Source organism: Actinomadura sp. NPDC023710, assembly GCF_040639875.1.
Lineage (GTDB): Bacteria > Actinomycetota > Actinomycetes > Streptosporangiales > Streptosporangiaceae > Spirillospora > Spirillospora citrea.
Genome location: NZ_JBFAGB010000014.1, coordinates 97,275 through 109,672 on the forward strand (window position 1 = coordinate 97,275; position 12,398 = coordinate 109,672).

Below are 12,398 nucleotides of genomic sequence, written 5' to 3' on the forward strand. Positions count from 1 at the left end.
CATTTCCCACCACACAATGCACGCACCCGGACACCGAGCGTACCGCCGCCGGGCCATGGCCCTTACCGCGCCTCAAAATGTGCCCCACCAGGAAGACCAGCCACCCGAAGACCAAATCGAAATGCGACCGCCCCACCAAGCGCCTTCGGCACCAGGCCCGACTGTGCGTCGGTGAGCCGCAGGGCGCGTGCGAGGGCGGCGATGACCCCGTGGATAGGCTGGCCGCCCGGATGGCGGGCCGGCCAGGCCCGGCGGACGCGGAGGGGCGGTCGAACGATGATCATCGAAGTGGACCGCGGCAGCGTGGCCGCGGGCGACGACGTCCTGCCCCATGCCCGGAGCATCGACGTGCCGCCCGAGACCCCGTTGAGCGACGTGGTCGCGGGGCTGCTGGAACGGCGCTTCCTCGCCATGATCGCCGGTGGGCGGGCGACGTGGATCCTGGTGGCCGATCGTCCGCTGGCGGTCGTGGCGCAGCAGTGGGACGAGCCGCGCTTCCTCGTGGACGCGTCCGGGCCGATCAGTTCGTTCGGCGACGACGGGGGCAGGGTCTCGCTCATGTTCCGGTACTGGATGCAGCACGACCCCGACCACGTCTTCGCCGAGCTCGCCGCCGGGCGCGAACCCAGGCGGTAGGCCCTCTCAGGGGTCGAGGGCGTCGACGTCGGCGGAGGTGGCGCCGCCGGAGAGCGCGGGGTACCCGGGGCCGCGGTCGAAGAACGGGACGGGGCCGCGTTCGGCGCGGAGCCGTGCGCGGAGGATCTCGGTCGCCTCGGCGTCCACGGAGCGGCCGGCCGGCGCGGCGTCCTCGGTGAGGACGACGCCGTAGTCGTCGCGGGCGCCGGCCGGGGAGACCTTGCCGTCGCGGACGTCGGCGGCCACGCGGGACGGGTCACGGTCCAGCGGGTCGCCCCAGCCGCCCCCGCCGGTCGTGCGGATGCGGATGACCTGCCCGGCGCGGACGGGCCGGTCGTCCACGAGGCCGTCCATCTCCTCGCCGTCGATGTCGACGCGGAACGGACGTCCCGCGCGGCCGCCGTTGACGCCCCAGCACGACAGGATGGAGCGGTCGGCGATCGACATGTAGCGGGCGTCGCGGAGCATCCGGATGTGCTTGTCGTAGCCGAGGCCGCCGCGGTGCTCCCCCGGCCCGCCCGAGTCGACGGCGAGGCCGAGGCGTTCGACGACGAACGGCCAGCGGGCCTCGGCGAACTCGGCGGGGATGTTGCGGGAGTCGGGCACGACGTGGATGGTGTCCTCGCCGTCGGCGTAGTAGCGGCCGCCGGAGCCGCCGCCGAGCACCTCCCGCATCAGGTAGGGGCCGCGGTCGTCCTCGCCGTAGACGCCCGTGTAGCGGATGGTCTCCTGGTCGGCGGGCATCCGGCCGCCCGTCGCCTTGGCCAGCACGCCCGCGAGGACGCCGAGCAGCCGCAGGATGACGAACGTGCGGGCGTTCGTCGGGGCGGGGAACACGGGCGTGAGCAGGGTGCCCTTCTCCGGGAACCGCATCTCGATGAGCGGCACCACGCCCTCGTTGACGTCGAGTTCGGCGGCCCGCTCGGGGGTGTCGGCGAGGTTGCGCAGGACGGGCGCCAGCCACTTCTTCAGGAAGACCCCGCCCGAGTAGTCGCCGGCGTGGTTGATGGGCCCCTTGGCCTGCGGGGACGTCCCGGTGAAGTCGATGACGAGCGGGACGGCGGCGGCCTTGTCGACCGTCAGCGTGATGCGCTGGGCGTGCAGGCGGGGCGGGTCCACGCCGTCGTGCTCGGCGTAGTCCTCCCACACGAACGTCCCGTCCGGGATCTTGGCGAGCAGTTCGCGGCGGAACGTCTCGGTGGTCCGGTCGATGATCGCGTCGAAGCAGGCCTCGACGTCGGCGCGGCCGTAGCGGGCGAACAGCTCGCCGAGGCGGCGGGCGCCCATCAGGCACGCCGAGCACTCGGCGTCCAGGTCGCCGGCGAGCGAGTCGGGCATCCGCGAGTTGCGGGTCATGATGGTCAGCGCCGCGCGGTTCGGCACGCCCCGGTCCCACAGCTTGATCGGGGGGACCATCAGGCCCTCCTCGAACGCGCTGCGGGCGTGGCTCGGCATCGACCCGGGGACGGCGCCGCCGATGTCGTCGTGGTGGCCGAACGCCTGGACGAACGCGACCACCTCGTCCTCGTGGAACACCGGGACCGTCACGCACAGGTCGGGCAGGTGCCCGATGCCGCCTTCGGACAGGTAGACGTCGTTGTGGAAGAACACGTCGCCGGGCCGCATCTCGTCCGGCGGGAAGTCGCGGGCGACCGGCTGGACGAGCGCCGAGTAGGACCGTCCGGTCAGCTTGCGCAGGCGGCGGTCGTGGATCCCGGCGCGGAAGTCGTGCGCGTCGCGGATCATCGGCGAGCGGGCGGTGCGGGCGATGGCCGTCTCGACCTCGCGCTCCACCGACGCCAGCGTCCCCTCGACGATCTCCAGCAGGATCGGGTCGGTCGCCGGGTCGGGCGTGGGGCCGGTCATCGGGTCACCACCAGGTTGCCGTGGCCGTCCAGGGTCGCCGTGAAGCCGGGGTGCAGCGGGAGCGTCGAGCCGAACTCCTCGATGACGGCCGGGCCCTCGACGGTGTCCCCGGGCGCGAGCTTCTCGCGCCGGTAGACGGCCGCCTCCTCCCACGCGTCGAAGTAGACGGTCCGCGTTCCGGTGCGGGCCCGCGACGGGTCGCCGTCCCCGGGCGGACGCTCGGTCGGCCGCGGCCGTTCGATGGGTCCGATGCCGGAGACCCGCAGGTTGACCCATTCGACCGGATGGCGCGGGTCGTCCCGGTAGCAGTAGCCGTAGAGGGCCTCGTGCGCGTCGTGGAAGCGGCGGACGACCTCGGCGCGCAGCCCCTGGTCCGGCGGCCCGGCGGGGGCGGCGACCCGCACCTCGAACGCCTGGCCGTAGTAGCGCAGGTCGGCGGAGCGGGCGAAGCGGCGGCGGTCCTCGGGGAACCCCTCGCGGGCCAGGGCCTCGGCGGCCTCGGCTTCGAGGTCGGCGTAGACGCCGGCGAGGAGCGCGGGGTCGAGCTCGGCGTCGCGGACGACGCGGGTCCGGACGTAGTCGTTCTTCACGTCCACTGTGAGCAGCCCGAACGCCGACAGGTTGCCGGGGTTCTCCGGGACGACGGCGGCGGGCAGGGCGAGGACGTCGAGCAGCCGGCACGCCAGCAGGGGCCCGGAGCCGCCGAACGCGACGAGCGGATAGTCGCGCACGTCCAGGCCGCGCTTGACGGTGATCTGCCGGATGGCGTTGGCCTGGTTCCACGCGGAGATCTCCAGGATCCCGGCGGCGGCCCGCTCGACCGGCAGGCCGAGGTCCCCGGCGAGGGCCTCCAGGCCCCGGCGGGCGGCGTCCACGTCCAGGGGCACCTCGCCGCCCAGCAGATGCGGCGGGATGCGGCCGAGGACGGCGTGCGCGTCGGTCACCGTGGCCTCGGCGCCGCCGCGCCCGTAGCACAGCGGCCCGGGGTCGGCGCCGGCGCTGCGCGGCCCGACCTTCAGCGCGCCCTCCGGCGAGCGCCACGCGACCGACCCGCCGCCCGCGCCGACGGTGACGATGTCGATCATCGGGATCTTGACGGGGTGGCGGCCGATGGACCCCTCGGTGGTGAGGGTGGGCTCGCCGTCCAGGACGACCGCGACGTCGGTGGACGTCCCGCCGCCGTCCAGCGTCACCACCGAGCCGTGCCCGCTGCGCGCGACCACGAACGCCGCGCCGAGCGCCCCGGCCGCCGGGCCGGACAGCACGGTCGTGATCGGCTGCCGCGCCACCTCGTCCGCCGACAGGACGCCGCCGTTGCTCTTCATCACCAGCAGCCGGGACGCGACGCGCTCGGCGATCCGCGCGAGGTAGCCGTTCATCGCGGGCTTGACCGCGGCGTCGACGAGCGTCGTCACCGACCGCTCGTACTCCCGGTACTCGCGCAGCACCTCGCACGACAGGGACACGACCGCGTCCGGATGCTCCCGGGCCAGCACGTCCCGCATCGCCAGCTCGTGGGACGGGTCGGCGTAGGAGTGCAGGAAGCACACCCCGATCGCGAGAACGCCCTGGTCGCGGAACCAGCGGGCCGCCGCGACCGCCGAATCCTCGTCGAACGGGCGCAGCTCGGCGCCGGTGTGGTCGAGCCGCCCGCCGACCGCCCGCACCCGGTGCGCGGGGACGATCCGCGGCGGCTTCACCCAGAAGTAGCTGTTGCCGTAGCCGTCCGGGACGCTCTGCCTGGCGATCTCCAGGATCGACGCGAAGCCCTCGGTGGTGACGAATCCGAGGTCGTCGATCCGGTCCTCCAGGAGCCGGTTCGTCGCGACCGTCGTGCCGTGCGACAGCGCCGCGACGTCCCGCGGTCCCGCGCCGGTCAGCCGGAGGATCTTGGCGACGCCGTCGGCGAACCCCTCGGCCGGGTCGGCGGGCGTCGAGGGCGTCTTGGTGGTGACGAGGGTCCCGTCCCCGTCCAGCGCGACGACGTCGGTGAACGTCCCGCCCGTGTCGATGCCGATCCGCAGCCGCCTCACCATGAACAGAGGTCTACCGGACGCCGGCCACCTGCGAAACCGTCGCAATCTGCCAACGGGAGCCTCGTTCTTTCGTGACCCGCGTGCGGATAGGCTGAGCAGCTCTGTTCTGTCCTCACATCTGACGAGACGCTGGAGCCCGTTCATGGCGCTTGAACGCCCCGAGATCGACTTCCCCGAGGGCCAGCCGCCCGCCTACCTCGACATCACCGACATCACCGAGGGCGACGGCCCGGAGGCCGTCAAGGGCTCGCAGGTGTCGATGCACTACGTCGGCGTGTCGTGGTCGACCGGCGAAGAGTTCGACGCGTCCTGGAACCGCGGCGGCACGCTGGACTTCGAGCTCGGTTCCGGCCGCGTCATCAAGGGCTGGGACATGGGCATCGCCGGGATGAAGGTCGGCGGCCGCCGCAAGCTCGTCATCCCGCCGCACCTGGCCTACGGCGACCGCAGCCCGAGCCCCGCCATCAAGCCCGGCGAGACGCTCATCTTCGTCGTCGACCTGGTGGGCGTCAGCTAGCCGCCCCGAACGGCGGGTGCCCTGGGCGAGAGCGCCCGGGGCGCCCGCCGTCGCCGTTTCCGGCGGGCGTGTCAGCGGCCGCGGCGGCCGATGAGGTAGCCGACCGCGACGCCTGCGAGGGCGACCGCGCCGCCGGTTCCGAACGCGACGGCCATCGGGAGCCAGGCCGGGGGCGGCGCCGCGGCCGCGGCGCGTCCCGGGTACACGGCCCCGGCGGCGGCCGGGGCCGCGGGCGCCGTTTCCGGGGCCGGGGCGCGGGCCGGGGCGGGCGCCGTGAGGTCGCGTTCGACGGCGGTGAAGAACTCGCCCGCGGTGCGCTTGGCGACGCTGCCGAGCATCCGCTGCCCGACGCCGCCGACCATCCCGCCGACGACCGCGTCCGCGTCGTAGTCGATCCGGGTCGTGCCGTCGCCGTCCGACAGCCGGACGCGGACCGTGGCGTCCACCGTGCCGGGCGCGCCCTGGCCGCGGGCGCGCAGCACGAACGAGCGCGGCGGGTCGGGGTCGGCCAGCTCGACCTGCCCCACGTAGGTGCCCTGGATCGACGCGACGCCCGCGGTGACCGTCATGCGGTAGGTGCCGTCCCCCGTCTCCTCCAGGGAGCGGCATCCGGGGATCGTCCTCGCCAGCACGGCCGGGTCCTGGAGCGCGTCCCAGACGCGGTCGAGCGGCGCGGCGACGCTGGCACTGCCGGTGAGCTGCATGACCCGACTTTAGAGAACCCCGCCGCCTCCCCGAACGGCAACATCTGCCGAGTACACGCCGAGGATTGGGCAGATGCGCTCCCGGGGGCTCTGGGAATGGTCAGATATGTCCGCCAGGTTGTGCGCGGGCGCGAACCCCGATCGCCGCTCGCGCGTCAACCGATGCGGACCCTCAGCACGCGGAGAACCGCCCGCCCCTGAGAACTGCACCCCCCGAGCGAACGGAGTACGCGGCCGATGCCAGGGAAGACGCCCGTGATCGCCATGGTCGCCGCCGGAGTGTTCGGCGTGGCCGCGGGCGGCTGGCCCGTCGTGACCGCCGGGCTCGGCGGCGAGTCCGGCCCGTCCATGCGGACGCAGCTCGCCTCCGTGCTCGACGACCAGCGGTGGGCGACGCCCGAGCCCGGGTCCTGGACGATGCCGCGGCCCGCCGCCAACGGCCTGCCGCCCGTCGTCAAGCAGATCGAGACGCGGGAGCGCGTCGTCTTCCTGACCATCGACGACGGCTACACCTACGACTCGGAGTTCGTGAACCTCGTCCGCAAGGAGAAGGTCCCCATCCTGACGTTCCTGACCTCCACCTACATCAAGGGGCAGGGACAGTACTTCTGGGCCATGCGCAACGCGGGCTCGCAGATGGAGAACCACACCGTCACGCACCCCAACATGGCGACGCTGAGCGCCGAGGCGCAGAAGAAGCAGATCTGCGACTCCTCGGACGCCATCCAGAAGCAGTACGGGCACCGGCCGCAGGTCTTCCGTCCTCCGTTCGGGAGCTACAACCAGACCACCCTGCAGGTCGCCAAGGAGTGCGGCATCAAGTCGGTGCTGCTGTGGTCGGCGGAGTTCTACAACGGCACCTCCGGGCCCGGCGTCGGCTACAACGGCTTCGCGCGCGCCGACGGCGGCAAGGGGTTCAAGCCCGGCGACATCATCCTCATGCACTACCGCAAGGGGCTCGCCCAGGAGTTCCAGATGATCCTCGGCTGGATCCGGCAGGCCGGCTTCCGGCCCGCCGCCGTGCAGAACTACCTGCCGCGGTCGCTCGGCGGAAATGCCCCTGACCAGCCGTCCCACGCCTGAAAGCGACCTTCCCGGAGGAAACCCGGTTGGGCCGGAGGCCCGGGCGGTCTGTGCCTAAGGTCAACACGCTGGCGGGGTCGAGGTCCCCTGCTTTCCCGAGCCGGCCCCGCCAGCATCGAACAGGACCGCCCCGGGAACCGGCCCCGCCTCAGGTGACGTCGGCGCCTTCGCGGACGCGCAGCGACGGGTCGTCCGCGGCGCGCAGCCGGAGCGTGTACAGGTCGTCCGGGGACAGCGGCATCGCGTCCACCCGGATCCCCTCCGCGTCCTCGACCGCCGACGCGATCACCGCCGACACCGGGATGACGCCGGCCTCCCCCGCGCCCTTGACGCCGAGCGGGTTCAGCGGCGACGGCGTCTCCAGGTGGTCGGTCTCGATGCGCGGGACCTCCGTCGCGTACGGCATCAGGAAGTCCATGAACGAGGCGTTGAGCAGCTGCCCCGACTCGTCGTACACCATCCGCTCGTACAGCGCGCCGCCGATGCCCTGCGCGACGCCGCCGTGGATCTGGCCCTCCACCACCATCGGGTTGATGAGCCGCCCGCAGTCGTGCACCACCGCGTACCGCAGGATCGCGACCTCGGCCGTGTCCGGGTCGACCTCCACGATCGCCGCGTGCGCGCCGGAGGCGAACGTCGAGCGCACCGGCGAGTAGTAGTCGCGGCCCTCCAGGCCGGGCTCGTCCCCGGCCGCGACGGGCGGCTCGGTGACCGGCCGCCCCACCGCGAACTGCGTCGCCGCCGCGGCCTCCTCGTCGAACGCGTACCGCAGCGGGTTGGACAGCACCGCCACCGTCCGCAGCGGGACGGCCGCCGACCAGTCGCCGCGCACGTGCACGACCCCGTCGGTGATCTCCAGATCCTCCGGGTCGGCCTCCAGTGCCTCCCCCGCGATGCGCAGCGCCTTGCCGCGGACCTTCCGGCACGCCAGCGCGATCGCGTTGCCGCTCATCACGGCCGCGCGGGACGCGAACGTGCCGACCGCGTACCCGAACCGCCGGGTGTCGCCCGTCGTGACGTGCACGTCCTCGATGGGGACCCCCAGCTCGGCGGCGGCGATCTGCGCGAACACGGTCTCGTGGCCCTGGCCCTGCGAGGTGAGCCCGGTCGACACGTGCACCCGCCCCGCGGTGTCGATCTCGACGTGCCCGCCCTCGTAGGGGCCGACGCCCGTGCCCTCCACGTAGACGCCGAGGCCGATGCCGAGGCGGCGCCCGCGGGACGCGGCGGCGGCGCGCTCGGCCTCGAAGCCGTCCCAGCCGATCAGCTCGCGGGCCTTGCGGAGCAGCTCGGGGTAGTCCCCCGAGTCGTAGATCAGCGGGCGGCCGTCCTGGAACGTCAGGCCCTGGTCGTAGGGGAACTCGTCGGGCTGGATGACGTTGGCGGCGCGCACGTCGGCGCGGTCGAGGCCTAGGTGGCGCGCGATGCGGTCCATCGTCCGCTCCATGCAGAACACCCCCTGCGGGCGGCCCGCGCCCCTGTAGGGGGTGACGATGAGGGTGGTGGTGTAGAGGCTGACGACCTCCGCCCGGTAGGCGCCGATCTTGTAGGGGCCGAGGAGCTGGGTGGAGGTGACGATCGGGATGATGATCCCGTACGGGGTGTAGGCGCCGTGGTCGTGCAGGATCCGCACGTCCAGGCCGAGGACGCGGCCCTCGCCGTCGAAGCCGACGCGCACGTCCTGCAGCTGCCCGCGCTCGTGGGCGGCGGAGACGAAGTGCTCGCGGCGGTCCTCCGTCCACTTGATCTCGCGGTCCAGCAGCCGCGCCGCCCACGGCACGAGGACCTCCTCCGGCCACGGGTGGACGATCTTCACGCCGAAGCCGCCGCCGACGTCCGGGGCGATCACCTCGACCTTGCCGCCCGGCAGCCCGAGCCGCGCCGCGATCGCCGCCCGCACGCTGGTGGACGTCTGCGTGGAGGAGTACACGCGCAGCGACCCGTCGTCGGCGTCCCACCGCGCGTAGACGCCGCGGCCCTCCAGCGGCATGGACGCGCTGCGCTCGATGGAGAGCCGGAACTCCAGCACGTGCGGCGCGGCGTCGATCGCGGCGGCGGCGTCGCCGTTCTCCTGGACCAGGACGGCGCCCACGTTGCCGGGCACGTCGTCGTGGACCAGGTGCTCGGCGCGCTCGGCCGTCTCGATGCCGACGACGGGGGGCAGCGGCTCGTACTCCACGCGGATGCGCTCGACGGCGTCCTCGGCCAGGTAGCGGTCGCGGGCCACGACCATCGCGACGGGCTCGCCGACGTGCCGGACGATGTCGCGGGCGAGCGGGTACCCGGTGCGGCCGTGGGTCAGCGCGGGGTGCGGGATGAGCAGCGGCAGCGGGTCCCCGACATTCCCGGGCAGGTCCTCCCAGGTGTAGACGGCGACCAGCCCGTCGACGTCGAGCGCCTCCGACACGTCGATGTCGGCGATCCGGGCGTGCGCGTGCGGGGAGCGCACGAACGCCGCCGCGAGCGCGTCCCGCCCGAGGTCGTCGAGGTAGCGGCCGCGCCCGGTGAGGAGCCTGTCGTCCTCGCGCCGCTCGACCGGTTCACCGAAGACCCGGGTGCCCATTCACGACTCCTCAGCTGTCTCATCGCGGGGGGCCGACCCCCCGCACCCCCCGGACCCGCTGTGTTCATTGCGGGGGGACGACCCCCCGCACCCCCCGGGCTTGCTGAGCAGGTCGGCGGCGCGGTGCACCGACTTGACGATGTTCTGGTAGCCGGTGCAGCGGCACAGGTTCCCCGAGATCCCCTCCAGGACCTGGTCCTCCGTCGGGCGCGGCGTCTCCCGCAGCAGCGCCGTGACGGTGCAGAGGAAGCCGGGCGTGCAGAACCCGCACTGCAGCCCGTGGCACTCGCGGAACGCGCGCTGCACCGGCGACGGCGTCCCGTCGGGATCGGCGAGCCCCTCGACGGTCGTGACCTCGTGGCCCGCGGCGGTGACGGCGAGCATCAGGCACGACCGCACCGGGTCCCCGTCCAGCAGGACGGTGCAGCAGCCGCAGACGCCGTGCTCGCAGCCGACGTGCGTGCCGGTGAGCCCGAGGTCGTGCCGGAGCAGGTCCGACAGCAGCCGCCGCGCGGGGACGCGGGCCGTGCGGGGCGTCCCGTTGACGGTCAGCGCGACCTCGAAGCTCTCGGCCATCAGTCCTCCGCCCTCCGCAGCGCCTCGGCCGCGGCCGCGTTCAGGGCGCGCTCGGCCAGCACGCCGGTCAGGTGGCGCCGGTAGTCGGCGCCCGCGTGGATGTCGGGTTCGGGGTCGATCCGCTCCCGGACGTGCGCGGCCGCCGCCGCCCAGTCGCCGCGGGGCCCGGCGGCGCCGGTCAGGTCGAGGACGAGCGGCGTCGGCGCGATGCCGAGGAACCCCGCCCGCGCGGAGACGACCCGCAGGTCCTCGTCGAGGCCGACGACGGCGGCGACGCCGCTGAGCGCGTAGTCGCCGTGCCGCCGCGCCGTCTCGGCGAACGCGGTGCCGGTGCGGGGCGGCGCGGCCGGGAAGAACGCCGAGACGGCCAGCTCACCGGGCTCCAGCGCCGACTCCAGCGGCCCGCGGAAGAACGCGGCGGCCGGGATGGTGCGGCGGGCCCGCGCCGACGCCGCCTCGACCGTCCCGCCGAGGACGGCCAGCACCGCGGGCATCTCGGCGGCGGGGTCGGCGTGCGCGAGGCTGCCGACGACCGTGCCCCGGTTGCGGATCACCGGGTGCGCGACGTGCCGGAGCGCCCGGCCGAGCAGCGGCTGCACGGCCGCCGCCTCCGCCGAGCGCTCCACCCGCGCGTGCCGGGCGAGCGCGCCGATCCGCACGCCCTGGTCGCCGACGTGCAGCGTGTCCAGCTCCGCGACGCGGTTGATGTCGACGAGGTCGGACGGCGCGGCGAGCCGCATGTTCAGCAGCGGGATGAGGCTCTGCCCGCCCGCGAGGACCTTTCCGCCGGGCGCGGCCGCCAGCGCGTCCAGGGCCTCGCCGAGCGTGCCCGGCGCGTGGTACCCGAACGGAGGTGGTTTCACCGCGCCGCTCCGTCAGCTCGCATCGTTCCTCGGTGTACCCGTTTCGGGCGGCTCGTGCCCGGAGTGCCGGACGGGACCGCCGATCTCCTCCTCCGCCGGGGCGATGACGCCGCCGCCGGTGTCCTCCGGCCGGCGCAGCACGTTCAGGACGTGGTAACCGACCAGGACGGCGATGGTACCGAGCGCGATGCCCTGGAGCGGGAAGTCGTCGGTGATCTGGAGTGTCACGTTCCCGATCGCCAGAATGATCGCGGCCGCCACCGGGACGAGGTTGACCGGGTCGGCGAAGTCGACCCGGTTCTCGATCCAGATCTTCGCGCCGAGCAGCCCGATCATCCCGTAGAGGACGACGGTGATGCCGCCGAGGACGCCGCCCGGCGTCGAGGCGACGAGGGCCCCGAACTTCGGGCACAGACCGAACAGGATCGCCACGATGGCGGCGACGAGATAGGCGGCCGTCGAGTAGATGCGGGTCGCGGCCATGACGCCGATGTTCTCGGCGTAGGTGGTGGTCGGCGAGCCGCCCACGGCGGTGGCGAGGGCGGTGCCGACGCCGTCCGCGGCGATGGCCCGGCCGAGGACCGGGTCCAGGTCGTCGTGCGTCATCGCCGCGACGGCCTTGACGTGCCCGGTGTTCTCCGCGATCAGCGCGATGACGGCGGGCAGCGCCAGCAGGATCGCCGAGGTCTTGAAGTCCGGGGCGTGCAGGTCGGGGAACCCGAACCAGTCGGCGGCCTTGACGCTCGTGAAGTTCACGCGCTCGTGCGGGAACGCGGTGGCGATGCAGTAGGGGCCCTCGGCCGCGCACGGCTTGCCCGCGCCGTCCAGCAGGTTCTGACCCGGCAGCACGGAGGTGATCTTGCCTGCGGTGGCGTCGAGGAGCCACGACAGGACGAAGCCGAAGACCAGCGCCAGCAGGATCGTGATCCGCGCCCAGAACCCCCGCAGCAGCACCGCGCAGAGCACCGCGAACGCCAGCGTGGCCAGCGCCACCCACTGGTCCTGCGGCCAGTACACGGTGGCGACGACCGGGGCCAGGTTGAACCCGATCAGCATCACCACGGCGCCGGTGACCACCGGAGGGAACACCTTGTGGATGACCTCGCCGCCCACGACGTGGATGAGCACGCCGACCACCGCGAGCACCAGGCCCGCGACGAAGATCGCCCCGGTGACGGTGGCGCTGTCGCCGCCCGCCGCGCGGATCGCCGCGACCGCGCCGACGAACGAGGCGCTCGTCCCGAGGTAGCTCGGCACCCGGCCGCCCACGATCAGCAGGAACAGGATCGTCGCGATCCCGGACATCATGATCGCCAGGTTGGGGTCCAGGCCCATCACGACCGGGAACACGAAGGTCGCCCCGAACATCGCGACCACATGCTGGGCGCCGATACCCGCGGTCCGCGGCCACGAGAGCCGCTCGTCCGGCCGCACGACCTCCCCGGGCGGCGGCGTCCGCCCGTCCCCGTGCAGCTTCCAGCCGATCACCATCGGGGGTCCTCCTGCTCAGCCGGCCGCGTTCCCGCGGGCCTGTCATGCGGGCAAGGTAGATCT

The 12,398-nt window shown here is 73.6% G+C and carries 10 protein-coding genes; 3 read left to right on the top strand and 7 right to left on the bottom strand.

From position 1 onward, the window contains the following. Positions 1 to 276 precede the first annotated feature (276 nt). Positions 277 to 636 (top strand): hypothetical protein, encoded by a 360-nt coding sequence (locus AB0H37_RS18165; protein WP_329093163.1) that lies wholly within the window; start codon positions 277 to 279, stop codon positions 634 to 636. Between the two features lie 6 nt (positions 637 to 642). Here the strand turns inward: AB0H37_RS18165 and AB0H37_RS18170 are convergent, their stop codons facing one another. Both AB0H37_RS18170 and AB0H37_RS18175 read right to left on the bottom strand, forming a co-directional pair. Beyond that, positions 643 to 2,502: a hydantoinase B/oxoprolinase family protein gene (locus tag AB0H37_RS18170; protein ID WP_360613861.1), complete on the bottom strand. Its 1,860-nt coding sequence runs from the start codon at positions 2,500 to 2,502 to the stop codon at positions 643 to 645. Beyond that, complete coding sequence (locus AB0H37_RS18175; protein WP_360613863.1) at positions 2,499 to 4,538, bottom strand: hydantoinase/oxoprolinase family protein; 2,040 nt, start codon at positions 4,536 to 4,538, stop codon at positions 2,499 to 2,501. The genes AB0H37_RS18170 and AB0H37_RS18175 overlap by 4 nt, the downstream gene beginning before the upstream one ends. Before the next feature lie 142 nt (positions 4,539 to 4,680). Here AB0H37_RS18175 and AB0H37_RS18180 point away from each other — a divergent pair, with 142 nt between their 5' ends. Further along, positions 4,681 to 5,055: an FKBP-type peptidyl-prolyl cis-trans isomerase gene (locus AB0H37_RS18180; protein WP_179833837.1), complete on the top strand. Its 375-nt coding sequence runs from the start codon at positions 4,681 to 4,683 to the stop codon at positions 5,053 to 5,055. A 71-nt stretch (positions 5,056 to 5,126) separates the two neighbouring features. Here AB0H37_RS18180 and AB0H37_RS18185 read toward each other — a convergent pair whose 3' ends face one another. After that, positions 5,127 to 5,759 (bottom strand): carbon monoxide dehydrogenase subunit G, encoded by a 633-nt coding sequence (locus tag AB0H37_RS18185; protein ID WP_360613866.1) that lies wholly within the window; start codon positions 5,757 to 5,759, stop codon positions 5,127 to 5,129. 237 nt (positions 5,760 to 5,996) lie between these two features. On the opposite strand from AB0H37_RS18185, the gene AB0H37_RS18190 reads away from it, so the two are divergent. Then, entirely contained in the window at positions 5,997 to 6,842 is an 846-nt protein-coding gene (locus AB0H37_RS18190) for a polysaccharide deacetylase family protein (RefSeq protein WP_329093169.1), read from the top strand. Positions 6,843 to 6,990: 148 nt separating this feature from the next. On the opposite strand, the gene cutA is transcribed toward AB0H37_RS18190, so the two are convergent. Genes cutA through AB0H37_RS18210 form a run of 4 tightly spaced genes read right to left on the bottom strand, consistent with a single transcriptional unit; the run spans position 6,991 to position 12,335 of the window. Next, on the bottom strand, positions 6,991 to 9,405 hold the full coding sequence (cutA, locus tag AB0H37_RS18195; protein ID WP_360613868.1) for an aerobic carbon-monoxide dehydrogenase large subunit: 2,415 nt from the start codon (positions 9,403 to 9,405) through the stop codon (positions 6,991 to 6,993). Then, entirely contained in the window at positions 9,406 to 9,981 is a 576-nt protein-coding gene (locus AB0H37_RS18200) for a (2Fe-2S)-binding protein (RefSeq protein WP_360613870.1), read from the bottom strand. It lies immediately after the preceding gene. After that, positions 9,981 to 10,844, bottom strand: a complete 864-nt coding sequence (locus tag AB0H37_RS18205) for an FAD binding domain-containing protein (RefSeq protein ID WP_360613872.1) — start codon at positions 10,842 to 10,844, stop codon at positions 9,981 to 9,983. The genes AB0H37_RS18200 and AB0H37_RS18205 overlap by 1 nt, the downstream gene beginning before the upstream one ends. Positions 10,845 to 10,856: 12 nt before the next feature. Continuing rightward, positions 10,857 to 12,335, bottom strand: coding sequence for a solute carrier family 23 protein (locus AB0H37_RS18210; RefSeq protein WP_179833831.1), 1,479 nt, complete (start codon positions 12,333 to 12,335; stop codon positions 10,857 to 10,859). Positions 12,336 to 12,398: the final 63 nt, after the last annotated feature.